General features: G+C 41.2%; 24 protein-coding genes and 1 pseudogene. 15 read left to right on the forward strand and 10 right to left on the reverse strand.

Going from position 1 to position 26029, the window contains the following annotated elements:
* Positions 1-47: 47 nt before the first annotated feature.
* On the forward strand, positions 48-2357 hold the full coding sequence (locus AAZR19_RS00705; RefSeq protein ID WP_041109986.1) for a YhgE/Pip domain-containing protein: 2310 nt from the start codon (positions 48-50) through the stop codon (positions 2355-2357).
* Between the two features lie 143 nt (positions 2358-2500).
* Positions 2501-3550, forward strand: coding sequence for a M42 family metallopeptidase (locus AAZR19_RS00710; RefSeq protein WP_041109988.1), 1050 nt, complete (start codon positions 2501-2503; stop codon positions 3548-3550).
* A gap of 33 nt (positions 3551-3583) precedes the next feature.
* On the opposite strand, the gene AAZR19_RS00715 is transcribed toward AAZR19_RS00710, so the two are convergent.
* Positions 3584-4873 (reverse strand): cation:dicarboxylate symporter family transporter, encoded by a 1290-nt coding sequence (locus tag AAZR19_RS00715; protein ID WP_041109990.1) that lies wholly within the window; start codon positions 4871-4873, stop codon positions 3584-3586.
* A 339-nt stretch (positions 4874-5212) separates the two neighbouring features.
* A complete protein-coding gene (yhfH, locus tag AAZR19_RS00720; protein WP_008359029.1) occupies positions 5213-5350 on the reverse strand; it encodes a protein YhfH in 138 nt (45 codons plus the stop codon).
* A 156-nt stretch (positions 5351-5506) separates the two neighbouring features.
* Here yhfH and AAZR19_RS00725 point away from each other — a divergent pair, with 156 nt between their 5' ends.
* The 3 genes from AAZR19_RS00725 (at position 5507) to AAZR19_RS00735 (ending at position 8968) form a co-directional block, all read left to right on the forward strand.
* Positions 5507-6250, forward strand: coding sequence for an MBL fold metallo-hydrolase (locus AAZR19_RS00725; RefSeq protein ID WP_041110186.1), 744 nt, complete (start codon positions 5507-5509; stop codon positions 6248-6250).
* Between the two features lie 2 nt (positions 6251-6252).
* Positions 6253-7242 (forward strand): lipoate--protein ligase, encoded by a 990-nt coding sequence (locus AAZR19_RS00730; RefSeq protein ID WP_041109992.1) that lies wholly within the window; start codon positions 6253-6255, stop codon positions 7240-7242.
* Positions 7243-7414: 172 nt separating this feature from the next.
* Positions 7415-8968, forward strand: coding sequence for a fatty acid--CoA ligase family protein (locus tag AAZR19_RS00735; protein ID WP_041109994.1), 1554 nt, complete (start codon positions 7415-7417; stop codon positions 8966-8968).
* A gap of 81 nt (positions 8969-9049) precedes the next feature.
* Here the strand turns inward: AAZR19_RS00735 and AAZR19_RS00740 are convergent, their stop codons facing one another.
* The gene (locus AAZR19_RS00740; protein WP_041109996.1) at positions 9050-9457 is read right to left on the reverse strand and encodes a hypothetical protein; all 408 of its coding nucleotides are present in this window, start codon (positions 9455-9457) and stop codon (positions 9050-9052) included.
* A gap of 177 nt (positions 9458-9634) precedes the next feature.
* On the opposite strand from AAZR19_RS00740, the gene AAZR19_RS00745 reads away from it, so the two are divergent.
* Entirely contained in the window at positions 9635-10918 is a 1284-nt protein-coding gene (locus tag AAZR19_RS00745) for a M48 family metallopeptidase (protein WP_163115319.1), read from the forward strand.
* A gap of 46 nt (positions 10919-10964) precedes the next feature.
* Here AAZR19_RS00745 and AAZR19_RS00750 read toward each other — a convergent pair whose 3' ends face one another.
* The 5 genes and pseudogenes from AAZR19_RS00750 to AAZR19_RS00770 form a co-directional block, all read right to left on the reverse strand.
* On the reverse strand, positions 10965-12110 hold the full coding sequence (locus AAZR19_RS00750) for a serine alkaline protease SapB (protein ID WP_204305249.1): 1146 nt from the start codon (positions 12108-12110) through the stop codon (positions 10965-10967).
* Positions 12111-12497: 387 nt separating this feature from the next.
* The gene (locus tag AAZR19_RS00755; RefSeq protein ID WP_087975635.1) at positions 12498-13082 is read right to left on the reverse strand and encodes a histidine phosphatase family protein; all 585 of its coding nucleotides are present in this window, start codon (positions 13080-13082) and stop codon (positions 12498-12500) included.
* A 61-nt stretch (positions 13083-13143) separates the two neighbouring features.
* Positions 13144-13755, reverse strand: coding sequence for a methyl-accepting chemotaxis protein (locus tag AAZR19_RS00760; RefSeq protein WP_404841197.1), 612 nt, complete (start codon positions 13753-13755; stop codon positions 13144-13146).
* Positions 13756-13899: 144 nt separating this feature from the next.
* Positions 13900-14439: pseudogene (locus tag AAZR19_RS00765) on the reverse strand (protoglobin family protein); the annotation flags it as partial.
* A gap of 92 nt (positions 14440-14531) precedes the next feature.
* On the reverse strand, positions 14532-16064 hold the full coding sequence (locus AAZR19_RS00770) for an FAD-dependent oxidoreductase (protein WP_163115317.1): 1533 nt from the start codon (positions 16062-16064) through the stop codon (positions 14532-14534).
* Between the two features lie 141 nt (positions 16065-16205).
* On the opposite strand from AAZR19_RS00770, the gene AAZR19_RS00775 reads away from it, so the two are divergent.
* Positions 16206-17066 carry an SDR family oxidoreductase gene (locus tag AAZR19_RS00775; protein WP_024425480.1) on the forward strand — a complete coding sequence of 287 codons (861 nt, stop codon included), beginning with the start codon at positions 16206-16208 and terminating at the stop codon, positions 17064-17066.
* Between the two features lie 56 nt (positions 17067-17122).
* Here AAZR19_RS00775 and AAZR19_RS00780 read toward each other — a convergent pair whose 3' ends face one another.
* The gene (locus tag AAZR19_RS00780) at positions 17123-17359 is read right to left on the reverse strand and encodes an IDEAL domain-containing protein (RefSeq protein ID WP_008348804.1); all 237 of its coding nucleotides are present in this window, start codon (positions 17357-17359) and stop codon (positions 17123-17125) included.
* 289 nt (positions 17360-17648) lie between these two features.
* On the opposite strand from AAZR19_RS00780, the gene AAZR19_RS00785 reads away from it, so the two are divergent.
* A complete protein-coding gene (locus AAZR19_RS00785; protein ID WP_024425481.1) occupies positions 17649-18227 on the forward strand; it encodes a competence protein ComK in 579 nt (192 codons plus the stop codon).
* A gap of 299 nt (positions 18228-18526) precedes the next feature.
* Positions 18527-19009, forward strand: coding sequence for a hypothetical protein (locus AAZR19_RS00790; RefSeq protein WP_163115316.1), 483 nt, complete (start codon positions 18527-18529; stop codon positions 19007-19009).
* 31 nt (positions 19010-19040) lie between these two features.
* On the opposite strand, the gene AAZR19_RS00795 is transcribed toward AAZR19_RS00790, so the two are convergent.
* Positions 19041-20480 (reverse strand): PLP-dependent aminotransferase family protein, encoded by a 1440-nt coding sequence (locus tag AAZR19_RS00795; protein ID WP_163115315.1) that lies wholly within the window; start codon positions 20478-20480, stop codon positions 19041-19043.
* 145 nt (positions 20481-20625) lie between these two features.
* On the opposite strand from AAZR19_RS00795, the gene AAZR19_RS00800 reads away from it, so the two are divergent.
* From AAZR19_RS00800 to AAZR19_RS00825, 6 genes are all read left to right on the forward strand, one after another.
* The gene (locus AAZR19_RS00800) at positions 20626-21795 is read left to right on the forward strand and encodes an MFS transporter (RefSeq protein WP_163115314.1); all 1170 of its coding nucleotides are present in this window, start codon (positions 20626-20628) and stop codon (positions 21793-21795) included.
* 65 nt (positions 21796-21860) lie between these two features.
* Positions 21861-22139 (forward strand): barstar family protein, encoded by a 279-nt coding sequence (locus AAZR19_RS00805; RefSeq protein ID WP_041110016.1) that lies wholly within the window; start codon positions 21861-21863, stop codon positions 22137-22139.
* A 163-nt stretch (positions 22140-22302) separates the two neighbouring features.
* Positions 22303-23253 (forward strand): ABC transporter permease, encoded by a 951-nt coding sequence (locus AAZR19_RS00810; RefSeq protein WP_041110018.1) that lies wholly within the window; start codon positions 22303-22305, stop codon positions 23251-23253.
* Positions 23246-24196 carry an iron chelate uptake ABC transporter family permease subunit gene (locus tag AAZR19_RS00815; RefSeq protein WP_041110020.1) on the forward strand — a complete coding sequence of 317 codons (951 nt, stop codon included), beginning with the start codon at positions 23246-23248 and terminating at the stop codon, positions 24194-24196. The genes AAZR19_RS00810 and AAZR19_RS00815 overlap by 8 nt, the downstream gene beginning before the upstream one ends.
* Positions 24187-24945 (forward strand): iron ABC transporter ATP-binding protein, encoded by a 759-nt coding sequence (locus tag AAZR19_RS00820; protein WP_041110022.1) that lies wholly within the window; start codon positions 24187-24189, stop codon positions 24943-24945. Before AAZR19_RS00815 ends, AAZR19_RS00820 begins: the two co-directional genes overlap by 10 nt.
* 21 nt (positions 24946-24966) lie before the next feature.
* A complete protein-coding gene (locus AAZR19_RS00825; RefSeq protein ID WP_041110024.1) occupies positions 24967-25911 on the forward strand; it encodes a siderophore ABC transporter substrate-binding protein in 945 nt (314 codons plus the stop codon).
* The last annotated feature ends 118 nt before the right edge of the window (positions 25912-26029 follow it).

A 26029-nucleotide genomic window follows, 5' to 3' on the forward strand; every position in this document is an offset into this window, starting at 1 on the left:
TGACCAAATTCTAAATTTAGTCATTCATCTATGGGAGGAAAACAGCAATGAATTTAATTCGGAATCAATGGAAAGACATTGTGACGAGCAAAAAACTACTGATCCCGATTTTCGCTGTCTTATTTATTCCGCTGATTTACAGCGGCGTATTTTTAAAAGCGTACTGGGATCCTTATGGTACAGTTGATCAATTGCCTGTAGCGGTTGTCAACTTGGATGAAGGCAGTCATTATGACGGAAAAACACTGCATGTCGGCGATGATTTAGTGAAGGAATTAAAGAAAAATGATAATTTCAAATGGAACTTTGTCGATAGTGAAGAAAAAGCCTTGAAGGGATTAAATAACGAGGATTATTATCTCGTCGTGGAAATACCAAAGAATTTCTCGAAAAATGCAAGTACAGTCCTTGATAAACATCCGAAAAAATCGAATCTGAAATATTATACGAATCCAGGCGCCAACTATGCGGCGTCACAAATTGCGAATAATGCCATTATCAAATTAAAAGATTCGGTTTCAAAGGAAGTCACAAAAAATTACGCAGAGGTCATTTTTGATAACTTCAAAACGATTGCAAAAGGCTTAGATCAAGCAAGCGATGGTGCGAAGAAAATTGATGACGGAACAAAAAGTGCAAAAGATGGCAGTAACAAGTTAAAGGATAATTTAGCAAAATTGGCTGAAGGAACATTAACCTATAGCGAAGGTGTTCATCAGTTTGCTGGTAAAATGGGTGAATTGAACACAGGGATACAATCTCTTGACAGCGGTCTTGGCCAGCTCTTAACAGGCTATCAAACCATCGATCAGAAATTTGGGGAGCTTGGTACAGGGATTGATACATTGACTGAAGGGCTAAACACAAGCCGCGAAGGCCATCAGCAGCTCGCTTCTAAAATGCCGCAATTTACAGCGGGTATTGAGCAGCTAAACAACAAAGCACAATCTTTTTCAGAAAAAATCGAAGCAGTAGAAAAAGTCTTGTCTTCACCAGAATTAGCGAATCTTGAAAAGATGGCGCCTAAACTTGATCAGGTGAAAAAAGACGCAAAAACGTTTAGTACAAAACTTGCTTCATTAAAAGAAGCGTTATCGAATCGAGATGCTAAAGTAAAAAGCATCATCCAAAACAGCTCAATGACAGATGAAGAGAAAAAGGCGGCAATGGATCAGCTTGACAGTTTGCCTAAAATCGAACTGCCTGATCTGTCTGGACTTGAACAAAGCTTAGCAGCCTTGCAGGAACTGCCTGATGCTAGTGAGGTTCAATCTGCGGTTGCTTCTGCAAAAGCTCAGCTGCAGCAAGTCAAACAGCTGCCAAAGAAAACGGAACAGCTGTACACGTCTACAGTCGCGATACAAAATGCGATTGATCAAATGACATCTGGTACGAATAAATTGTATCAAGGTGCACTAAAGCTCCAAACAGGCCAAGGCCAATTACAAGATGGTCTGCAAACAGCAAATGGAAAGCTTGATACAGCGAAAAGCGGTGCGGATAAGCTTGCCAATGGTTCAAGCCAGCTGAGTGCAGCGTTAAATAAGCTGGAAAGTGGTTCAACGAATATCCAAAGCAACACATCTAAGCTTGCTGAAGGCTCAAAATCACTCGATAAAGGATTGGGAGATTTAAAGAGCGGTACAGGTAAGCTGTCCGATAAATTAAAAAGCGCCGCTGATGAAACAGGAGAAATTGATGCGGGTCAAGACAATTACAATATGATTGCGAGTCCCGTGAAAACAGAAAATGATACAGCGAAAAAGATCGATAATTATGGTACAGGGCTCACACCTTATATTTTATCGATGGGACTCTTTGTAGGGGCTCTCATGCTCACAGTTGTATTCCCAATGAAAGACCCTGCTGGACGCCCTAGAAATGCGTTTGAATGGTTTTTCAGCAAATATAGTGTGCTCCTCTTTGTCGGTATCCTGCAAGCAGTCATTGCAAGCTCCATGCTCATCTTTGGGCTTGGTCTTGAGGTGGAAAGCCTCTGGCGCTTCTATCTCTTTGCGATTATCGTCAGTCTGACATTCTTAGCGATCATTCAGCTGCTGGCGACAACGATGGGGAACCCAGGACGCTTCATTGCCGTTATTATCTTGGTTCTTCAGCTCGCAGCAAGTGCTGGTACATTCCCGCTTGAGCTTGTGCCGAAATTCTTCCAAGTCATTCATAGTCTGCTTCCAATGACGTATACCATCAACGGATTTAGAACGATCATTGCAAGCGGTGATGACAGCTATTTATGGCACCAAGCAGCGATCCTTGGAACAGTTGCGATCATCATGATGGCAGCAACTACAGCATACTTTGCTTGGAACGTAAGAAAAATGAAACAGGACGAAGCTTAATCTATGAATCCTTTCTCTTTATAGAGGAAGGATTTTTCATTTGAAATTAGACATCTCGAACCTGAAGCGATATATTTTAAGAAGAGATGCTGAAAAAGGCATACATGGAAGGAATTGCTTTCAGACAAAGGAGGAAATGCCGAATGACAACTGAAGTAAACGAAACCGTTCAGCTGATTCAAAAGCTCGTATCAATCCCAAGTCCCTCAGGCAATACAGAAAAAGTGATCGGCTTTGTTGAACGTTTTTTACAAGATTTGAATATTGAGACAAAACGAAATCGAAAAGGCGGATTAATTGCCACCATCAAAGGGACAAATGACAAAGAACACCGCATGCTGACAGCGCATGTTGATACGCTCGGTGCGATGGTTAAGGAAATTAAATCAAATGGACGGCTTCGTCTTGCACTCATTGGAGGCTTTCAATATAACTCAATTGAAGGCGAATATTGTGAAATTGAAACAGCATCAGGCCATACATACACAGGGACCATCCTTATGCATCAAACATCCGTTCATGTTTATGCGGATGCTGGAAAAGCGAAACGAGACCAAGAAAATATGGAGATTCGTCTCGATGAAAAGGTGAAAAATGCAGACGATATCAAAGCACTTGGCATTCAAGTAGGGGACTTTATTTCATTTAATCCGAGAGTGGAAGTGACGTCTTCAGGGTTTATTAAATCAAGACATCTTGATGATAAGGCAAGTGTTGCGCTGCTTTTGCGGCTCATCCACCGGATTCAAAAGGAAAAGATCACATTGCCGCATACGACGCATTTCTTAATTTCCAATAATGAAGAGATTGGCTACGGTGGCAACTCGAATATTCCAGAAGAAACAGTGGAATACCTAGCTGTAGATATGGGTGCGATCGGTGACGGTCAATCAACAGATGAATACAGTGTATCGATTTGTGTAAAGGATTCGAGCGGCCCTTATCACTATGGATTACGCAAGCATTTAGCTGCATTAGCAGAAGAGAACAACATTGATTACCGCCTTGATATTTACCCTTATTATGGCTCTGATGCATCAGCAGCCATTAGAGCAGGGCATGATATCATTCATGGACTGATTGGTCCTGGTATAGACTCCTCGCATGCTTTTGAAAGAACACATGAAGATTCACTTATCCATACAGCGGATCTCCTTTACTACTATGTTCAATCACCATTAATCACAGCATAAAAAAAGAACCCCGAAAGTTGGGGTTCTTTTTCATTAACTTGAAAGCTGTGTTGGCTCAGGTGCCTCTTGTCCAGTCATCACACGATGTCCTTTTTCAGGGTCATACTGCCCTTCCCATTTAGACATGACAACAGCTGCAAGTGCATTTCCTGTTAAGTTCACAACTGTCCGCGCCATATCCATGATACGATCCACACCTGCAATAAATGCAAGACCTTCAGCAGGTACACCGATCGTTCCTAATGTTGCGAGTAATACAACAAATGAAGTACCAGGAACGGCAGCCATTCCTTTAGATGTAACCATCAGCACAAGAACTAGTGTAAGCTGCTGGACGATCGTAAGGTCAATGCCATATACCTGTGCAAGGAAAAGCGCAGCAATGGCTTGATACAAGACGGAGCCGTCCAGATTAAACGTATAACCGATTGGGATAACGAACGAAACAATTCCTTTTGGACATCCGATGCGCTCCATTTTATCCATGACTCTTGGTAAAACTGTTTCAGAGCTGGATGTACTAAAGGCAAGAAGCATTTCGTCTTTCATGTAAGCAAGAAATCTGAAAATATTGACGCCAATCATCTTTCCGATAATTCCGAATACAACGATAAGGAAGAGGGCGAGCGCAAAATAAACAAGACCTACAAGCTTACCTAATGAAATAAGAGATTCAAGACCAAATTTTGATACGGTCACACCAATGAGTGCAAATACACCAAATGGTGCAGCTTTCATCACAACATTGACGACATGGAACATGGCATGTGATACACCTTCGAAGAAGGCGAGCACTGGTTTACCGCGTTCCCCAATCGCTGAAACGCCAAGTGCAAATAGCACAGTGAAGAAAATAATCGCAAGCAAATCACCTTCCGCCAATGATTGGAAGAAGTTCGTTGGAACGATATGAAGGAACGTATCAGCAACTGATTTGCTGCTTTGCTCTTTTTCCGTTTCAACATACTGGCTAATATCTTGTTTTTCTGCATGTCCAAAGTCAACGCCTGCACCAGGCTGTACAAAGTTTGCAAGGACAAGACCAAGAATAATCGCAAATGTTGTGATAATTTCAAAATAAAGAATGGTTCTAAAACCTAGTTTCCCTACTTTTTTACCATCACCCGCACCTGCAACACCTAAAATTAAGCTGGATACGACAATTGGTATGACAATCATTTTGATGAGCCTTAAGAAGAAGTCTCCAATTGGTTTTAAGTATGTCTCGACACCTGGGTTACCGAAAAAGATTGCCCCAACTACGACACCGAGAATAAGACCGATTAGGATTTGAGTAGCCAATCCAAATTTTAATTTTTTCATAGATTTCCTCCCTAACATATTCATTAAAGGAATATTCCCATTATATTAAGTTTTAATATATGAATTAAAGTATAACTAAAATTAAAGAGGTTCGTCCACGATAAAATTATATTAAGAAAATACAAAATTGTTAGAAAAAATAGACATTTAGAACCCCCTTCATTGTTTCGAGTCAATAAAAAGTGTCTTCAGAACTAAAACTCATCATATGAAAATACTAAAAAACCCATTTGTGACGGGGGTTTTACCTTTTTACCTATTTTTCAGAAAAAATAAAAAGCACTTTTGACTCCAACTGACGAAGGAGGAAAAAAGTGCTTTTTTATTCAATTTATTTCCTTATTTAAGATAACTTACTTGTGAGCATTCCTCACATTCATTACCATAACACTCGTGCTGTTCCATTAAATCATTTCCACATTTTGTGCATTTTTTTGAGGGCAAATTTCTAAAAAACTCTGTGATTTTTCCTAGCATTTGTCATCCTCCAATACGTTTTGTTGCTATTATTGTATTATAACAGATTAATAATTGTCAATCTGTTTTGCAACAATAGGCAGGAAGAATGCTTTTTCCATGAAAAATGGGTATATTGTAAGAAGGGGATTTTTAGAAAAGGAGGGAAAAATGACGATGAAATTAACCGTAATTGGATGCTATGGAGGGTTTCCGGCAGCTGGTGAAGCGACATCAGGCTACCTTTTTGAATCAGATGGCTTTCGTCTTCTTGTAGACTGCGGAAGCGGTGTTCTTTCAAAGCTGCAGCAATACATTGATATAGAAGAACTAGATGCTGTTCTCCTTTCTCATTATCACCATGATCATATTGCAGATATCGGACCACTCCAATATGCGAAGCTAGTGGGGTATCATTTAGGAAAAAGCAGCGGTCCGCTTCCGATCTATGGCCATACTGGTGATCAAGAAGCATTTGGACGGCTTTCTGATGATGTACATACAAAGGCAGAGCCTTATCAGCCGGAAGAAGGGATTCAAGTCGGACCCTTTCAAATTGATTTTTTGAAAACGGTTCATCCGGCAGAATGCTATGCAATGAGAATTCAGGCAGAAGATGCTGTGGTCGTGTATACAGCAGACTCAAGCTATCAGGAGGCATTTATTCCATTTAGCAAGGGGGCAGATCTGCTCATTGCCGAAAGCAATTTTTACGCTGGACAAGATGGATCAGGTGCTGGACATATGAACAGTACGGAAGTAGGGAAGATTGCAAAGGAAGCAAATGTTGGGGAACTCATCATCACCCATCTGCCCCATTTTGGTCGTCATAAAGACCTAGTCAATGAAGCACAGGCGTTATATACTGGCAGTATACAGCTTGCCCATTCAGGGCTTAGATGGAACAAGGAAGGAAGATAGAGATGCTGTTTATCGATAACGAACAACATTATGATCCAATGATTAATTTGGCAATTGAAGAATATTGCTTAAAATATTTAGATCCAGAAGAAACATATTTGCTGTTTTACATCAATAAGCCGTCGATCATTATTGGAAAGAACCAAAATACAATAGAAGAAATCAACACAAAGTATGTGGAAGACAACGGAATCAAAGTCGTGCGCCGCTTATCCGGCGGTGGTGCAGTTTACCATGACAAAGGGAACTTAAACTTCAGCTTTATCACAAAAGATGATGGAGACAGCTTCCATAACTTTAAAAAGTTCACAGAGCCAGTCATCAAAGCGCTTGAAAAGCTGGGCGTTAAAGCTGAATTGAGCGGCAGAAATGACATCATGGCAGATGGACGTAAAATTTCTGGAAATGCCCAGTTCGCAACAAGAGGACGTATTTTCAGCCATGGCACACTGCTATTTGATTCAGAAATTGAACATGTCGTTTCGGCTTTAAATGTGAAAAAAGAAAAAATTGAATCAAAAGGCATCAAATCGATTAGAAGCAGGATTGCCAATATCAGTGAACTGATGGATCAAAAAATGACAACAGAAGAATTTAGAAAAATTCTTTTAAGCTACATTTTTGATACAAATGGGGACGTGCCTCAATATCGCCTGACTGAAAAGGATTGGGAAAAGATTCACGAAATTTCTCGAGATCGCTATCAAAAATGGGAATGGAACTACGGCCGTTCACCGAAATTTAATTTGCAGCATTCTAAGAGATTCCCTGCAGGCTCCATTGATTTGCGATTAGAAGTGAAAAAAGGGATGATCCAGGATTGCAAAATCTTTGGTGATTTCTTTGGCGTAGGGGATATTGCTGATATTGAGAAGCGGCTCATCGGACAACAATATGATCGTAAAACGATCAGTGATGTCTTAGAAGATATGGATATGCGCCACTATTTCGGCAACGTATCAAAAGAGGATTTTCTTGATTTGATTTATTAAATGCGGGAAAGCACGGCTAGAGATAGCAGTGCTTTTTTGATTGAAGGAAATGAAAGCGATTTACATTTGATCTTGTGGATTTTTTCGATTGTCTATTATAATAGAAAGGAGGAATGTTCGGCCATAAAATGAATGGTCATTCATTCATTGATGACATGTAAGGGGTGGGAGAATGGATTTGATCAAAAATCTTCAGCAGACGGCGATGACGAAGGGAGAAAATATCGCACTGATCTTTGAAGGAAAGAAGTGGACCTATCGAGAGCTGATGACAAGTATCGAGCGTTTTGCAGATGGATTAGTGAGCGAAGGGTTTCAAGCTGGGGATCATATCGCGCTTATTTTGGGAAATTCACCGCATTTTGTCATTTCTTTTTTTGGCGCATTAAAGGCAGGGCTTGTCGTTGTACCTATTAACCCAACATACACACCTAGTGAAATTGGATATATGCTCATCACAGGCGATGTGAAAGGTATTGTGGCGCCTGAACAGCTTCTGCCAGTTTACGAGCAGGTGTATGAGCAGCTTCCGTCCATTGAAAGAGTCATTATTTGTGCAGAAAATGAATCGGCGTGCAGATCAAGCTTCAAGGAAGTATCTGATCGACTTGTTTTCTTTGGAAAGCTTGTGACAGGTTCTGCGAATGAAAACGTACATCCTTCCATTCAGCCAGATGATACTGCTGTTATTTTATTTACATCTGGCACGACAGGAAAACCAAAAGGTGCCATGCTGACTCATTTCAACCTTTATTCAAATGCCAGAGATGTCGCTGAGTATTTATCAATTGATAAAAAGGACAAGGTTATTGCCGCTTTGCCAATGTTCCATGTATTTTGTTTAACAGTCTGTATGAATGCGCCGTTGATTCATGGTGCGACGATTTATGTCTTGCCACATTTCAGCCCGTCAGAGCTTTTGAGCATGATGGAAAAAGAGAAGCCAACGCTATTTGTTGGAGTGCCCACCATGTATAACTATTTGTACCGCCAGGAGGGACATGAGGAAGCGATGTCATCCGTGAGGATCTGTATATCAGGTGGTGCCTCAATGCCTGTTGCCTTACTCCATGGCTTTGAGGAAAAATTCGGTGTTACGGTCCTTGAGGGCTATGGGCTATCAGAGGCATCTCCAGTGACTGCATTCAATCCTCTTGACGGAAAAAGAAAACCAGGTTCTGTCGGGACTGACATTATGAATGTGAAGAATAAAATTGTGAATGAACTAGGAGAAGAAGTCGGTCCAAATGAAGTCGGAGAGCTGATAGCAAAAGGGCCAAACATCATGAAAGGCTATTATCAAATGCCAGAAGATACAGAAGCTGCACTAAGAGACGGCTGGCTATATACTGGCGATTTGGCGAGAAGAGATGAAGAAGGATATATTTATATTGTCGATCGGAAAAAGGATATGATTCTTGTTGGCGGTTATAATGTTTATCCAAGAGAAGTAGAAGAAGTACTCTATCAACATGAAGCTGTAGCAGAAGCCGTCGTCATCGGTGTGCCAGACCCAAACACAGGAGAGGCAGTCGTCTGTTACATTTCCCCTAAGAAACATGCTCACATTAATCAAGAAGACATCATCACACATTGTTCACGCTATTTAGCAAAATATAAGCAGCCCCAAACGATCCATTTCATAGATGATATTCCTAAAAACACAACAGGTAAAATTTTAAGAAGAGCGCTAAGAGAAAAGTATCAAGCAGAAGAAAGTAAATAAAAAAAGGGAGTCTCTGATGAGGAGACTCCCTTAGCATGTAGACAAATCCTCGCAATTCAAGGTTTTCTCTCAAAGATCATTTCAGCTCTTTTGAATGGCTTCTTTTAACTGTCTTTGAAAAGAATTCGACTGTTTTTGATTCAGTTCATAAAACGTTCCATCAACTAAAAAAACGACCTGTGATCGGTTGGTCCAAAGCTGGAAGGTGGTGCCGTTTGTTCGTCCGAACATCACCTTGGCGATATAATCGGGCTTTTTTAAATTTTTCTTGAGATGATTGCTTGTTTGTTTGCCTTTATTTAATTCTTCAATTAAATCTTCTACTGTGTCTTTATCATCTATTTCATAAGAGATGGCTTCATTCGCAGGTGAGAGCAGCAATTTTTCTGCTCGATTCTCATCAAAGATTTCGCTCGTCCGGCTGAACACATAAAAGAAGGTGATTAATAAAAGTCCAAAAATCACAACTCCTGCAAGGATTTTCTTCATTTTGATCCTCCAACTTACTGTTTTACATGTAGCTTCTCCGATTTTTGAGTCGCATAATCATTTTTTTCGCGAAAGCTTTTTCAGATGGGGCATGCTATGATGGAGCCACATGAGACAGGTTCTAAACGAAAAAATGCGTGACTAGAATAGAGAGAGGGATGGAAAGGAGGCTGACCTGTGCGAGTACGTAAATGGGTAGCTCTTGCAACGGTAGCATACATATTGTACGGTCTTTTTATTTATTCGTATCTGTTTCTAATGGGGGATTCATCGGTACCTGAAAGTGTAAAAGGGACAAGTGCAGATCCGCATACCTTTATGACAAGTCATGAGCTTGTGATCAGCGAGAATTTCTCGAATATACGGAATCTGCTGTATTTCATAACCATCCCATTAGATTGGTATGTCTTTTTTCTTTTGCTCATTTTAGGGTTTTCACGGAAAATAGCAGACTGGAGCTTGGCAGCAGCTCGTTTCAAGTTCTTAAGCAAACTTGTGTATGTGTTTGTGCTGTCACTTCTAACAATGATCATTTCATTCCCAATTAAATGGATTGGCTATCAGCTGTCTTTACACTACGGAGTTTCTGCACAAAGTACGGCAAGCTGGTTGAAAGATCAAACACTGGATTTTTGGATTCAATATCCGCTCCTTGCCCTTTGTGCTATTGTGTTCTTTTGGCTGATTCAAAATAGAAGAAAACGCTGGTGGCTGTATGCGTGGTGTTTGACAGTCCCAGTTACGCTGTTTCTCTTCTTTATACAGCCGGTCGTCATTGATCCGTTATATAACAATTTTTATCCACTAAAGGATCAATCTCTAGAGAAGAAGATATTAACGCTGGCAGACAAAGCGCATATTCCGGCAGATCATGTATATGAGGTCAATATGTCTGAGAAAACGAATACGATGAACGCTTATGTCACAGGAATTGGTGAAAATAAGCGTATTGTCTTATGGGACACAACACTGCAAAAGCTGAAAGACCGAGAAATTTTATTTATCATGGCGCATGAAATGGGTCATTACGTCATGAAACACGTCTATATTGGATTAGCAGGATATTTAGTGCTGTCATTGGCCGGATTATTTGCGATCGACCGTCTTTATTTTTATCTTTATCAAAAAGGAGCGGCCACATTTCGTCTCAAGGTGTCACATGACATTGCTGCTCTTCCGCTTCTTTTAATCATCGTATCGATGCTGTCATTTGCAGCTTCACCTTTTACAAATGCAGTGTCAAGGCATCAAGAACGGGCAGCCGACGAATATGCGGTGAACATGACAAAAGACGGGGAGGCAGGCGTAACGTCTTTTCAAAAGCTTGCAAAATCAGGACTGTCCCAGGTAAATCCACCGTTTTTAGTGAAGGTCTTCCGCTATGGACACCCAACTATGATGGAGAGAATCATGGATATGGAAAAAGCGGCGGAAAAAGAGAAAACGCCCAAAAAGCAGTAATAAATAAAATCCGGCTGGATCAGCCGGATTTTTTTATCACACTTGGTTAGTTAGAAGCAGCTTGAACGTTGATTAACCCTTTTCCATAATAGAATGAGTCACCAAGCGGTGTCGCTGTATTTTCTAAGCGCTGGCGAACCTGTGAATTTGTTAGGTTCGGGTTTTTAGAAAGAATAAGCGCTGCTGCTCCTGCTACATGAGGAGACGCCATAGATGTTCCAGTATAAGATGTGTATCCGCTGCTTGGCACTGTACTTAAAATAGAAGTACCAGGTGCAGAAACATCTAATTCAGGACCTGCGCTAGAAGATGAGTTTCTGACATTGTTACTGTTTACATTGGCAACAGCAATTGTAGAATCGTATTTTGCTGGATAGCCAACGGTGCTAGTAGAGCCAAATGAACCTGAATTTCCTGCTGCGGCAACGACAACGACTCCGCGGTTATTCGCTGTGTCAACAGCATTTTTAAGCGCTGTGGAGCCGTTTGGTCCGCCTAAGCTCATATTGATGACATCCATGTTATTGGCTACAGCCCATTCAATACCGCTAATAATCCAGCTGTATTGTCCGTCGCCATTACGGTCTAATACTTTCACAGCATATAGGGAAGCGCTTGGAGCGACCCCAAGAACACCAATTGTGTTATCAAGGGCAGCAATGGTTCCAGCTACGTGAGTTCCATGTGATTGAAAGTCTTGGGTGGCATTTGGCTCTGAAGGGACGAAGCTCGCACCGCCTGCAACATTTAAGTCAGGGTGTGCAGCGTGGATTCCAGTATCAAGGACAGCTACTTTGACATTAGCACCTTTATAACCTTGAGCGTGTACAGCTGGAGCTTTGATTTGAGGGATTCCATAAGGGACGGTTTGTGCATATGCTTCTGCTTTATGGTCTTCTTCTACGTAAGCAATGCTAGGGTCATGTTCAAGTTTTTGGGCGGCTTGTTCGGACATTTTCACTTGTGCAGCATTAATGAGGCGGTATTGTTTTTCTAGTTTTCCACCATTTTGAACGACAGCTTGTTTCTTAGAGCTGTTTGTGGTGGCAGAGGCTTTAAAACCAACAATATAGCTTTTTTCACTATCTGTTTTGGAGACCGTCTCGGCATTTGCCATGGATCCTCCAAACCCTGCTGAAAACAGAAGAGGGACAGCCAATAAAACACTTGTCATCACATTTTTCTTTTTCACGCACATTCCACATCCCTTTTTTCTTATTTCAGAATAATCATCCGTAGTCTATAAGAATGAACCGTTTGATTATTCTGTATATTCAGTTTAAGGGAAGTAGGCAAATAAGAGTAGACCCGAATTTTTGTGAAAGTCCTAGCGAAAATTGGGGAATTAAGTCACTTGGAACCGGTGGTAAAATATGTTTATTCTATCGTTTCAGCGATAATCTATTAAAAAGGGAGTGTGCTTTTTTTCTCATGATCCATTTCCGGTTAAATATTCGATACCCGAAAAGCCATAAAATAGGTAGAATCGTCTAGCATCTATTTCGAATTTCGATATAAAAAAATATTATTTTATCATTGTTTTTGTCATAAAAAAGAACCTGCTCAGATAACAGGCTCTTTAAGAAGGGGCGGATTGAGTTAAATGGCTGACCACGTTGTATTCACGGACCTTCCATTTACCATCTGACCATTCCACATAATTTAAGCAAGCATTAACAAGTCTCGTGTTCTGTAGACCCATATGTTCATCAGCCAAAGTGGTGAGTAAAGCATGGATAGCAGCTCCGTGAGCCACGATCAGGACATGTTGATCTGGATAGGCGGCTCTGACTTTCTCAATACCTTCTAGCATTCGGTTTTGAATCGTCTCAATTGGTTCCATATTTGGATACTGTTTATCTGGAAACAGCTTCTGACGCTCCTCAAACGACATGCCTTCAGCGTCACCATAATCTCGTTCTATAAAATCATCCATGATGACAAGTGGGGCATGGACATGATTTAAAATCAAGTGTGCTGTTTCTTTTGCCCTTGTTAGTGGACTGGAAATGACAACATCCCAATGGACATCCTTTAAGTAAAGTCCAGTTTGTTCAGCCTGCCATTTACCTGTATCGTTTAAAGGGATATCTGTTCGTCCTTGAATTCGTTTCGCTGCATTCCAATCTGTTTCCCCGTGTCTGACTAGGCAAATTGTTGTCAATCAAATCCCGCCTTTTCTATCTTTTCTTCTATTATACTAAAGTAGAAGAAAAAAGACTGTATTAGCGATTTGTCAGGCTTGTTAAGGATTCGACGGAGCTTGCGACTTGAGACACCGTTTGTTTGACTTCCTTCAATTCGTTAAGGAAGGTCTGAAGGTCAATTTCAATTTTTCCGTTTTGGTTTTTGCTTAAGTTCATGCTGCTGACGATATCATCAAAGAGTGAATTGATTTGTGTCATTTTTTCTTTACTGTCTGTCACAAGTAGATTCACGTCCGCAATGTGCTGAGAAACAATGGCGATTTGTGAATTGGTATTGTTGACAAGTTCAGATACAGTTGAAACCGTTTTCTTGGTGTCCTCTGATAATTTGCGTACCTCGTTTGCAACCACAGCAAAACCTTTTCCATGTTCACCTGCTCGTGCAGATTCGATTGAGGCATTTAAAGATAACAAGTTCGTCTGCTCTGCAATGCCTGTGACAATCCCAAAGATTTGTTCAATTTGTTTGGCGATTTCTTCAAGGCGCTTAATTTCTGTTTCAATTTTTGTCATGCTGCCATCAATTTGGTTCATTTGTGTTTGCTGAATTTCTAATTCTTTTTTACCGCCGATTGATTTTTCTTCGACTTGTGCTGAAATTTGTGTTCCAGCTTGTGACATGTCCGCCATCTCATCCGATTTTGAGACAAGCTTGTCGACTGCACTTGTTGTGTTTGAGAAGAGCGAAGCAAGCGAATTTGAAGTCTCTGTGATTTTTGTATGAAGCTCCTGCTGCTGCTCTTCTGCTTCATCACGAATTTTAGAATATTCATTTTGGAATGTATCTAGGACTAACTGCTGTTCTAAATTTAAAATTTTCGTCGTCGCTTTGACCGCTGTCTGATATTCTTTGAAATCTTGGATATGGTTAGCGAATAAATCCATAATGGATAGCAGAAGGTCTTGGAATGCTGCCATGTACCATTTAGGCTGGAGTCCAATCCGTAAATGAACTTGCGCAATTTTAATGCGTTTTGCCACATAGGCTTCGTCAATCACACCTGCAAACATTTCGCTAATATGAATGCGGAGTGTTTTTTTCAAACGATCGACAGAACTATTGTCTTGAATGATATGCATCAAGGAAGACTCGACTTCTAAATTTTTATAAAACTTATCAACAATATGTGCAATATCATCCTGAACAATTGGATTGAGCTGCTTTAATATCAATAGGTCATGCTGCGTCAGGTCAATCATTTTGATTTGTTTGGCGATGTCCGTATTGTTCGAGAAGTTGATTCGTTTTATCCCATCATCCTGCTGTGTGAAAAAAGCAGTGTTTTTTCTTTTCGGTTCTTTTTTAAATAACAATGTGTTTGTCCCCCCATAATCATCAAAAATATCAGACTTTATGTTTTTTATCGGATAATATTGGATTTTTTAAAGGGGGGACGAGTGAAATTTCACTGTTCTTTATATGACCTTTTTAGTGGTTTTTTAGCAGGGCCTTCTACTACTTCTCCAGTAATGGAAAAACGTGAACCGTGGCACGGGCAATCCCAAGTGCGGTCACTATTATTCCAAGCCACTTCACAGCCTAGGTGAGTACACGTTGTATCGACTAGAAAGACATTCCCATCCTCTGATTTATAGGCGCCGCACCTTTTATGTTCATACGAGATAATGCCGCCCTCGCCTGGTTTTAAATCATCGATTGTTTGATCAGTTCGTTTGAATTTACCACTGATCAGCTTGGTAGCGACATTGGCATTTTCTTTAACGAAATCTTTGACGAAAGAGTCAGTAACAGGTCTTGATGGCGTAAAGATTGATTCATATGGATTCGATTTTCCTTCAATTAAATCACCGATAAGAGTGGCTGCGACGTGGCTTGTGGTCATACCCCATTTTCTAAAGCCGGTTGCTACAAAGATATTCTGGTGGTGTTTGGTCAGGCGGCCAATGTAAGGGATTTGATCCATTGTGACCATATCGTGTGTCGACCAGCGATACAGCACCTCTTCTATTCCAAGGGTGGCGTCTCCAAACGTTTCTAGTCCTTCATAGTGAGCGGATTCATCTCCGCCTTGTCCAGTTTTATGGCCTTCTCCTCCGATGAGGACTACTTCTTCACCGTGCCATTCTGCTGTTCTTAAAGAGTGAGCAGGCTGGTCAATTCCTAGGTACATTCCGTCTGGGAGTGGTTTGGTTGTTCTAGCTGCTACGACATAGGATTGCTCTGGATGAATTCGGGTGAAATAAAGTCCTTTTCCATCATAAAAAGGAAAGTGTGAACATGAAATGACATAGCGCCCTGTCAGATGATGTCCGCTTTTTGTGACGACAGCAGGGCGGTTCCCTTCTTTTATATTAACAGCGGTTGTTTGTTCAAAGATACGTACACCTCGCTCTAGGAGCTTGTCGATTAGCGCATTGAGATAATGAAGGGGATGAAACTGTGCCTGCTTGGTCATCGCAAGGGCTGCTTTGATGTCAGCGTCAAAAGGAAGCTTTGTTTTCCATTCTCGGTCAATACCAAGCTGTTTGTAGGCATCTAATTCCTTCTTTAACTTTTTTACACCGCTTTCTTCCTTTGTATAAAGGTAAGCATCTTTTATCTCTAGCTGACAATCGATGTCGTGCTCTTTGATACGAGCTTGAATGAGGTCTTTTGCTTTCTCATTTGCTTCTACATACAAACGTGCTTTTGGCATCCCAATTTGTTGAATCAGCTCATAATAGTACACATCATGCTGTGAGGTGATTTTAGCCGTTGTGTGTCCGGTCGTGCCTTGCAGCAATTGTTCGGCATCAATGATAATTACATCTAATCCTCGCTCTGTCATTTCAAACGCCGCAGCGATACCGGTAATACCGCCGCCGACAATGATCACATCTGCTGTGAGATCTTCACTGACAGAAGGAAAAGAATGTTTCTGACTGTCCGCCAGCCATAATGATTTTGCCTGTTCCATTCCTTTATGTTCTTGTTCCATGTTGTCGCCTCCATTGACTTGTTGTGTATAATTTTTCCACAATGCTGAAAATCATACATCAGAAAGGAAACAGGGGTGCCATACATAAAAAAGCCGCCAGCACATAAAAATAAACAAGATAAAAGGAAGGAGTGGACTAACGTGTCAACAAAGCAGCCGAAGAAAACATTACCGCCTCAGCACCAAAATGAACGTCCGGGTCTTGAATATAAAATGAACCCTAGACCTGTCTTTGATCGTGAGGTGCAGGACAAAAAGTTAGCAGGAAAAACAGCCATTGTGACAGGTGGAGACAGCGGGATTGGAAGAGCAGTTTCTGTCTTATTTGCGAAAGAAGGTGCCAATGTCGCCATTGTTTACTTAAGTGAACATCGTGACGCCGAGGAGACGAAGGACTATATTGAGAAAGCGGGAGGCCGTGTCATTTTAATTGCAGGTGATTTAGGGGATGAGGCTTTTTCGAATGAGGTCGTCAAAAAAACAAAAGATGCCTTCGGTTCCATTGATATTTTGGTGAATAACGCCGGGGAACAGCATCCGCAAAAAAGCATTGAGCAAATTACCTCGCATCAGCTTCTTCGGACGTTTCAAACGAATATTTTTGCCATGTTTTATTTAACAAAGGCTGTTCTTCCTCATTTAAAAAAAGGAAGCAGTATCATTAATACAGCATCTGTCACCGCCTATAAAGGGCATGAAACATTGATCGATTATTCATCCACAAAAGGGGCGGTCGTAACCTTTACGAGATCATTATCTTTATCGCTAATTAAACAAGGGATTAGAGTGAATGGAGTAGCTCCTGGCCCTATTTGGACACCACTGATTCCCTCAACCTTTACGGAAAAAGAAGTCTCTGAATTTGGCGGAGATGTCCCAATGGAACGTCCTGGTGAGCCAGTAGAGCTTGCGCCAAGTTATTTATTTTTAGCGAGCGAAGACTCATCTTATATGAATGGACAAATGCTGCATGTGAATGGCGGGACCATTTTAAATGGATAAACAAAAAACTTGCGGTAAAGAGACGAGTTGATGTCTCTCTGCCGCAAGTAAAATCATCATGATTGATGTAAGCAGTGTTCTGCATATTGAGCTGACAGGTCATTGAATCGCTTTTCATCACGCTGATCCAGTGCCTTATCAATCTCTTCTCTTAGGAAGGTTAAGCGCTGTTTATAAAGCGCTTCATCTAAAACCATTTGAATATAGATGTCTAAAATGGTGACGCCGTTTTCTTCGGTTTTTTGGGTGTTGCGGGACTTCATGAGCTCAGCATACGTTTTTTTCTCTTTCATAAAGAATCCCCCCGATGCCTTTTTTATAGTATATGGATTGGCGGAGAAAAAATCAACAAGAATTTATAATTTTTAGACAATTTATTTTTGAGCAGAATCGACACCTCTTGTCCAATCGACAGGATGTGATATATCTTTAAAAATGGCTTTTCGATAGATCGAATGGACTAAAAAATATGATAAAAAGATGATTTTTAATAAATTTTGAAAAAATCCTGTCGTTTCTTATATGTTGGTGATAGATTAATAGTATCTTAAATAACCAAATATTAACACAGGAGGAAATGAAGTGTCAGGAATTAGTGAAACACCTTTAGATTCATACGTCATTAATCAAACAACAATGGCGGTCCTTCCAGTTGAAGAAGGAAAAAGAGTATATTCAAAAGTCATAGAAAGAGAGACAAGCTTTTACGTTGAATTAAAGCCCCTGCAAATTATTGAACGCAGCTGCAGATTCTTCGGCTCAAGCTATGCAGGCAGAAAGGCGGGAACATACGAAGTAACAGGAATTTCTCACAAACCCCCAATTGTGATTGACTCATCCAATCATCTATATTTTTTCCCAACCTATTCATCCAACCGTCCTCAGTGCGGCTGGATCTCCCACAAATACATTCATACCTTCCAAGAATCATCCCTCGGAGACACGGTGGTCACCTTTACAAATGAGCAAACCGTCAAACTTGATGTCTCATATAAATCATTTGAGAGTCAGGTGCACCGGACAGCATATCTCCGAACGAAATTTCAAGATCGTCTTGATGGTGGTCTTCCGAAGAAACAAGAATTTATGCTGTATCCAAAGGAACAGCAGCTCAATCTCGTATACGATTTTATATTAAGGGAGCTTCGCAACAGATATTAGTCAAAATCCAGCGGCAGAACAGCCGCTGGATTTCTTATCAAGCATGAATGCAATGCAAAAAGGCGCCGCTACATCATAAAGATGAATTCATTGAAACCAAATACGTATGTCTCGTCGTCTATTGGTTGTATTGGGAAATGACAGGGAAATGTGAATCCTTAGACATATTTTCATCCATTTACTCATAAATCACAGAAGTGACACGAGCTTGTCTGTTACAATAAAAGAAATCTTATGTGGTAAAGGATGCATATATTTGACCGATATGAACGAATGGGATAAAGAAATGGAGGCTCTGTATGAAAAAACAATCACATTTGGTGCTGCTATTTATCCTAACAGTGACATTACTAGCAGCCTGTCAGCAAGCAGGTCAATCGCCTTCAAAGCAAGACGCAAAAGAAGCTGCTTATGAACAATGGGTTCAGTCTTATATGGATGAGTTAAACGAAGCATATGAAAAGATGACCGATCAGTTTATCTCAGATGGACATGGAAAGATCCAAACAAATAAAAAATTGACAGAAGCGACGAAAGCATTTGATCGTGTGATTCAAAAAGGGCTTGATCATCAAGAAGTTCCAGCCGCTTATCAAAAGGCCGATCAACAATTAAAGACAGGCCTTGCTTCATTTGAAAAAGGGATTAGTAAGGTGGAAAAGCTCTTGAAGCATCCCGATCAAGAAAAGCTGTTTATTTCCGCTACCCATCATTTTCAGGATGGCTTGCAGCAGACAGCCGCATTTATTGAAGAAGTAGGTCAGATTCAGCAATCATCCTAAAAAAGCCTGGAAGTAAACCTTCCAGGCTTTTTTAGATGTGAAGGATTTTCTTTAAACGGCGAACGCCCTCTTGAATCATGCTTTCGTCCGTACAGGCGAATCCTAGCAGTAATCCCTTTCGATTGCTTTCAAAACAATAAGGACTTAATGGATAAATGCCAACGCCAGCTGCTTTTGCTGCCTCAATGGTTCCTTTTTCATCAAAGTCTTGCGCTCCTTCTAAAAAGACATGAAGGCCCGTATCGGTTCCGTAGATACGGAAGTGTTTGTCAAAGTGATGTGTCAAAAGGGCTTCCATCATGGCTGCCTGTCTTTTTTTATACAGCTGTCTCATTCGCCTGACATATCGTGTGAATTCTCCTTCTTTGAAAAAAGAAGCGAGTGTGATTTGTTCCATGATGGGCAGCTGCCTTTGAATGAGTGATTGCAGTGCGGCAATTTCTTTCATGACTGCTTTGGAGCCGACAATGGCAGCCAGGCGGATGCCAGGTGCCAGCACTTTTGAGAAGCTTAAGATGTAAATCACATGCTCGGGTGCTTCTGAAAATAGGGAAGGGAGCGGCCCGCCATGGTAACGATAATCTCCATCAAAATCGTCCTCTAATATATAAGACTGATGGCTGACAGCAAACTTCAGCAGCTGCTGCCTTCTGTTTACACTCATACATACTCCAGTTGGACGCTGATGGGAGGGCGTCACAGCAATCAGTTTTGTTCGCCGGGGCAATGTGTTCACCACCATTCCTTCTTCATCAACTGGTGCGGGGTGAATGTTCATTTCGCGATGCATAAACGACAGCCTTGCCCCAGGAAAACCTGGATCTTCAACAGCCACTGTATCACCTTTTTTAAGCAATACCTGTGAAATCAAATCAATGGCTTGTTGCGTGCCACCCGTTAACACCATTTGATCTTCTTCTACATCGATCCCGCGTTCAACAGATAAGTATTGGCGTATTTCTGAACGTACTTCCCATAATCCATGCGGTGAGGAATAGCCCCAATCCTTCATATCTAATCGCTGTAATGCTTTCATGAGCGAGCGCTTCCATATGTTTTGAAAGTGTGCATCGATGGCTGGCTCCTGATGACGAAAATCAATATCAAGCTTCTCATGAAATTGATTGGCTGACAGCCAATGATCCATTTGTTTTTCGGCCTCTTCAAAGTGAGGTCTTATCGGAGGTGAAAAAGGCGGTTCACTTTGATAGGGAGGGGAAGCTGTATATTGATCGCTTGAAATGACCTTGGTACCGCCTCTTCTAGATGTGCTCACGTAACCTCTTGCCAGCAGCTCATCATAGGCAAGCTGTACGGTTGATCTTGATACATTAAGCTCCTGTGCTAACACTCTTGTCGGTGTTAACTGATCGTCAGGATGCAGTTTTTGTGTATGAATTTTTTGAATGATCTCAGTCACGATTTGTTGCCAAAGCGGAGTAGCGCTTGAACGGTCTAAATGAATATACATCGTGCACCTTCTCTCGTTTTCACATCATAAGTTGATGATGACACGGAATTATGGACTGGTCAATAGTGTCATTTTTGGATGTAGGAAGTAAGCCAAATAGTGTGTACACTGTTCTCATATGCAATGACATAGAGGAGAGAGTCAAATGATCCCAGCATCCAAAGAGGAAACGGCACACTTATCCATCATCCCGTTTATTTTCGTTTTACTTGGTCTTTTTATGATTACGATTGCTGTGAATCTGCAAGTGCCCCTTTATACGGCGTATGCAGAACACGCAGGGTACGGAAAGGCGGCAACAGCACTTGTATTTGCCGCGTATGTCTTCGGACTTATTCCAGTTTTGCTTTTTCTTGGCGGCATTTCTGACCGGGTTGGACGCAAACCGATTTTATTGGTTGCGCTTAGCTTTTCGTTATGTGCCACCTTGTTGATGATTGTCCACCCTTCCATACAGATGCTCTTTGCTGCCCGGCTTTTGCAAGGTGTCGGACTTGGTCTTAGTGTTGGAACATGCACCGCATATTTGATTGCTTTATATCCAGAGAAGTCAGGCTGGATTCCAACTTTTATTGCACTATGCAGTTCGGTTGGATTTGGGGGCGGTGCTCTTTTTACGGCACTTCTTTCTTTTCAGCGTGTGTCCCTCACGCCGCTTAGCTATTGGATTGTGCTGGCTTTTTTGATCTTAACCATTGTGGGTGTCTTCTTTTTCGTGCCACCTGTCCAAGGAGATTCAGGTAAACCGATGATGAACATGCCAAGATTTCCAAAAGGAACAATGCCGGCGAATGCAGCCATTGCTATCGCATGGTCGGTGTGCGGCCTTGTCATTTCGATTTTGCCAGCACAGCTTAAACTAAATGGTTATGAATTGTGGGTAGGGCCAGCGCTCTTTTTAATTAATATGGCAGGTGTCCTGATGCAGCCCTTTGTGCGCAAGATGAATAGCAGCACAGCGCTCCTTTTGGGGTTTATCTGTCTTCCATGCGGATATGGCCTCTTACTATACGGTGCAAGCAGCGGATCTATTTTCCTTGTGCTTGCCGGAACGATGCTGGCGGGTACTGCCTGCTATGGATTTACTTATTTAGGTGGCCTTCAGCTCATTGTTGAGCGAGGGAAAAAGGAGGCGGCTAGAGCCGTTGCAGGGTATTACTTGTTTGCCTATTTAGGACTTGGTATTCCGAGTGTTTTTGTTGGACTCTTTGCTGATATATACGGTACTCAGATCGTGTTAACCCTCTTTCTCTTGATCGTTTTGGCTGCCTGCCTCATTCTCTTGATCTCAGGTGTCAGGCAGAAACAAAAGTAAGATGTCCATCTTTCTCTTTCTCCTCCAATTCGTTTAAAATATAGGCAAGAGAGGGGAAGATGAACATGAAAAAAGTGCAGCTTGATGGCGCAGCGTGCAGGTCGCAAGAAGAGCTTCATGACCAGCTAAAAACAGTTTTACACCTTCCTGACTATTACGGGAAAAACCTTGATGCCCTTTGGGACTGTTTGACAGGAGAGGTGACTCTTCCAGTAGAACTGACATGGGTGAATTTTCAAACGAGCAAAGACGCTCTTGGTGATTATGCTGAGAACTTGCGTCAGTTATTTCAAGAAGCAGAAGAGGAATTGAAAGGACAATTTCAATTGAATATTCAATCATGATGTAAAAAGCAGCCGCTGCCGCAGGCTGTTTTTTTTTGAGTTTTCGCCTTTTTTATACCGCTATTGAATATTTCACTAGATGTGATAATATATGAACTGTCGCTTAATTGATAATGATAATCATTTATGGCGGATAGAGCTTGATAGAAAGTGAGAAACCTGTATGAAGTTGTATCAATTAAGTTTGTTATTTGTATGTTTGGCATGTATATCTCTGTTTGTGGGTGTACAGGATCTGTCCATTTTACAGCTGTTTCATTTAACAGATGAACAAGTGCACACGTTAGTTTCAAGCCGCCTCCCGCGTCTCGTGAGTATTGTGCTTGCTGGTATGAGCCTGAGTTTATGCGGCTTTATTATGCAAAGCATGACGAGGAATAAATTTGTTTCACCAACCACTGCAGGAACGATGGATTGGGCGAAGCTTGGTATTTTAGTAGCAATGCTTGTTTTTACACATGCGAATCCGCTTATGAAAATGGGGATTGCGTTTCTATTTACTTTAGCTGGGAATCTTCTTTTCTTAAAAATCCTGCGGCATATCAAGGTGAACGATACGATTTATGTACCATTAGTCGGCTTAATGTTTGGGGGGATTGTCAGTTCAATATCTACGTTTATAGCCTATAAATATGATTTGATCCAAAACGTATCCGCATGGCTTCAAGGGGATTTTTCTCTTATTGTCCAAGGGCGTTATGAACTGCTTTATGTGAGCGTTCCACTGTTGATCATTGCGTATTTATATGCTGACCGCTTTACAGTGGCAGGCATGGGCGAGAGCTTTGCTGTCAACTTAGGTTTAACGTATAAACGTGTGATGGCAGTTGGTTTGGTGATCGTTTCAATGATTACGTCTGTCACCATTTTAACTGTCGGGATGCTGCCATTCCTTGGATTAATCATTCCGAATATTGTTTCGATCTACCGCGGCGATCACTTGAAAAAAAGCCTCCCGCATACAGCTTTACTAGGAGCTATTTTTGTTCTGATTTGTGATGTGCTCGGAAGGGTGATCATTTATCCATATGAAATATCAGTTGGGCTCATGGTAGGCATCATCGGGAGTGCGATCTTCCTGTACATGTTATTAAGGAGGAAACGCTATGCATAAGAAACGTATATTATATCTGATTGCAGCCATTGCAGCCGTGTTGATCGTAATTTTTATTACCTTTCAAATGGGGTACTGGCCGTACACAGTCCCAAGCCGTTTAAAGAAAGTGCTTGCGATGACATTAACGGGAGGCGCGATTGCCTTTTCATCTGTTGTCTTTCAAACTTTGACCAACAATCGAATCTTAACGCCGAGCATATTGGGTTTAGACGCACTGTACTTGTTTTTGCAAACAGCGATTATTTATGTGTTTGGGTCGACTCATTTAATGATCGTCAATAAGAATTTTAATTTTTTCCTTTGCGTTGGGCTGATGATCCTATTTTCTGTACTGCTGTATACAGTCATGTTCAAACGCAAAAATAAACACATTTTCTTGCTTCTGCTTGTTGGAATTGTGTTTGGGACATTGTTCAAAAGTCTTTCTTCGTTTATGGAAATGCTGATCGATCCGAATGAATATCAGGTCGTACAGGATAAATCCTTTGCAAGCTTTAATCACATGAACACGGACATCTTACTGATTGCTTCTGTTTTATTTGCGGCGCTGTGTGTTTACATTTGGACATTCCGCTCCAAATTAGATGTCATGTCTCTTGGTAAGGAGCATGCGGTAAATCTAGGCATTGACTATGACAGCATCACAAAAAAGATGCTGATCGTGATAGCTGTCCTTGTGTCTATCGCAACAGCACTTGTCGGACCAATTACGTTCCTCGGCTTACTCGCCGTAAACGTCGCACGAGAGCTTTTTCGGACATACCGGCATACATACTTGCTATTAGGCTCTTTTTTTATTAGTGTGATTGCCCTTGTAGGCGGGGAATTTCTTGTAGAAAAGGTATTTACTTTTCAAACGCCGCTTAGTGTGTTGATTGATTTAGTCGGCGGACTGTATTTTATTTATTTACTGTTAAAGGAGAGTCGTTCATGGTCTTGATGAAGGGCGTCAGTAAGGCGTATAACGGAAAAACAGTGCTTCACGACACAACGATCAGTGTGAAAAAGGGACAGCTGACGTCTCTCATTGGTCCGAATGGTGCGGGGAAAAGCACGCTTTTATCCATCATGAGCCGGCTGATTCAGCCAGACTCAGGTGCAGCTTATTTAGAAGACAAGCCATATAGTGCATACCCTCCGCAGGAACTTGCAAAGAAGATGAGTATTTTAAAGCAGGCCAATCATATGAATGTGCGGCTGACCGTTCGGGAGCTTGTCAGCTTTGGCCGTTTCCCTTACTCGCAGGGTCATCTGACAAAAGAGGATGAGAAGATGATTGATGTGTCCCTCCAATACATGAAGCTTGCCGATATCCAGCATCAATATGTAGATGAACTGAGCGGTGGACAAAGACAAAGAGCTTTTATTGCAATGGTGCTGGCGCAGGATACAGATTATATTTTCTTAGATGAGCCTTTAAACAATTTGGATATGAATCATTCTGTCGAGATGATGAAGCTCTTTCAGCAGCTCGTGAAAGATCTTGGGAAAACAATTGTTGTGGTTCTTCATGATATTAACTTTGCCTCTGTGTATTCCGATCATATCGTCGCCTTAAAAGATGGACAGGTCATTAAAGAAGGTGGAGTGGACGACGTGATTCAAACAGAAGCACTTGAACAAATTTATGACATGCGCATACCGATTGAAGTTATTCGCGGTGAGCGTATTTGCTTATATTTTTCTTAAAAAATGAAGAGGTGATTACGTATGAAAAAATGGACTTGGATGATGACTATATTAATAGCAATCGTGGTACTCGCTGCCTGCGGGAACCAAGGGAAAACTGAAGGCACAAAAGGGGAAACCGTCACGGTAAAAGACATGCTGAATAAAGATGGTGTAAAGATCAAGAAAAACCCGAAAAAAGTGGTCGTGTTTGATATGGGAAGCCTTGATACGTTAGACAAACTAGGTGTGAATGTAACAGCTTTACCGAAACAAGCGGTGCCTAAATATTTATCTAAATATGAAGGAGACAAATATGAAAATGTCGGCGGATTAAAAGAGCCGAACTTTGAAAAAATTGCAGAAATTAAGCCGGATTTAATCATTATCCAGCACCGTCAAGCAGATGCATTCGATGAATTTTCTAATATTGCCCCTACGATTTATATGGATGTAGACAATGCCAATTATATGGAATCATTTAAAAAGAATGCCAAAACTTTAGGCAAGATTTTTGATAAAGAAGACAAAGTTAAAGAAGAACTTGCAGCCATTGATCAAAAAGTGGATGCTTTAAAGAAAGAAGCAAAAGAGTTAAAGAAAAATGGGCTGGTGATCATGGCGAACGACAGCAAAATGACAGCGTTCGGACCTAAGTCAAGATACGGTCTCATCCACGATGTGTTTGGTATCACACCGGCAGATCAAAAGCTTGAGCCATCTGATAAACACGGTCAAAGCATTTCGTATGAATACATGGTCAAAACGAACCCAGACTATCTATTTGTCGTTGATCGAGGCGCAGCGATCGGAGAAGAAACGTCTGCGAAACAGCTTGTTGAGAATGATTATGTGAAATCAGTCAAAGCGGTCAAAAACAACCATGTGGTGTATTTGAACTCTGACATGTGGTATCTATCCGGCGGCGGGCTTGAATCATTATCTGCCATGATTGGTGAAGTAAAACAAGGTATTAGCCAAAAATAATGAACGAAAGCTGCTCATCTTGAGCGGCTTTTTTATTGTGGATTCATAAAAATATGTTGCGTGCAGGAAACTTTCATCTAAATATGTTATAGTGGAACCTACATTGATAGACTAAGAT

This window comes from Bacillus sp. Je.9.29.b (assembly GCF_051129925.1).
Classification (GTDB): domain Bacteria; phylum Bacillota; class Bacilli; order Bacillales; family Bacillaceae; genus Bacillus; species Bacillus safensis.

Excerpts from the sequence above, each read along its gene's own strand:
- AAZR19_RS00705 (WP_041109986.1), top strand. The coding sequence starts at position 48 with ATGAATTTAATTCGGAATCAATGGAAAGACATTGTGACGAGCAAAAAA.
- AAZR19_RS00710 (WP_041109988.1), top strand. The coding sequence starts at position 2,501 with ATGACAACTGAAGTAAACGAAACCGTTCAGCTGATTCAAAAGCTCGTA.
- AAZR19_RS00715 (WP_041109990.1), bottom strand. The coding sequence starts at position 4,873 with ATGAAAAAATTAAAATTTGGATTGGCTACTCAAATCCTAATCGGTCTT.
- yhfH (WP_008359029.1), bottom strand. The coding sequence starts at position 5,350 with ATGCTAGGAAAAATCACAGAGTTTTTTAGAAATTTGCCCTCAAAAAAA.
- AAZR19_RS00725 (WP_041110186.1), top strand. The coding sequence starts at position 5,507 with ATGAAATTAACCGTAATTGGATGCTATGGAGGGTTTCCGGCAGCTGGT.
- AAZR19_RS00730 (WP_041109992.1), top strand. The coding sequence starts at position 6,253 with ATGCTGTTTATCGATAACGAACAACATTATGATCCAATGATTAATTTG.
- AAZR19_RS00735 (WP_041109994.1), top strand. The coding sequence starts at position 7,415 with ATGGATTTGATCAAAAATCTTCAGCAGACGGCGATGACGAAGGGAGAA.
- AAZR19_RS00740 (WP_041109996.1), bottom strand. The coding sequence starts at position 9,457 with ATGAAGAAAATCCTTGCAGGAGTTGTGATTTTTGGACTTTTATTAATC.
- AAZR19_RS00760 (WP_404841197.1), bottom strand. The coding sequence starts at position 13,755 with ATGGCGGACATGTCACAAGCTGGAACACAAATTTCAGCACAAGTCGAA.
- AAZR19_RS00770 (WP_163115317.1), bottom strand. The coding sequence starts at position 16,064 with ATGGAACAAGAACATAAAGGAATGGAACAGGCAAAATCATTATGGCTG.
- AAZR19_RS00780 (WP_008348804.1), bottom strand. The coding sequence starts at position 17,359 with ATGAAAGAGAAAAAAACGTATGCTGAGCTCATGAAGTCCCGCAACACC.
- AAZR19_RS00790 (WP_163115316.1), top strand. The coding sequence starts at position 18,527 with ATGAAAAAACAATCACATTTGGTGCTGCTATTTATCCTAACAGTGACA.
- AAZR19_RS00795 (WP_163115315.1), bottom strand. The coding sequence starts at position 20,480 with ATGTATATTCATTTAGACCGTTCAAGCGCTACTCCGCTTTGGCAACAA.
- AAZR19_RS00800 (WP_163115314.1), top strand. The coding sequence starts at position 20,626 with ATGATCCCAGCATCCAAAGAGGAAACGGCACACTTATCCATCATCCCG.
- AAZR19_RS00805 (WP_041110016.1), top strand. The coding sequence starts at position 21,861 with ATGAAAAAAGTGCAGCTTGATGGCGCAGCGTGCAGGTCGCAAGAAGAG.
- AAZR19_RS00810 (WP_041110018.1), top strand. The coding sequence starts at position 22,303 with ATGAAGTTGTATCAATTAAGTTTGTTATTTGTATGTTTGGCATGTATA.
- AAZR19_RS00815 (WP_041110020.1), top strand. The coding sequence starts at position 23,246 with ATGCATAAGAAACGTATATTATATCTGATTGCAGCCATTGCAGCCGTG.
- AAZR19_RS00820 (WP_041110022.1), top strand. The coding sequence starts at position 24,187 with ATGGTCTTGATGAAGGGCGTCAGTAAGGCGTATAACGGAAAAACAGTG.
- AAZR19_RS00825 (WP_041110024.1), top strand. The coding sequence starts at position 24,967 with ATGAAAAAATGGACTTGGATGATGACTATATTAATAGCAATCGTGGTA.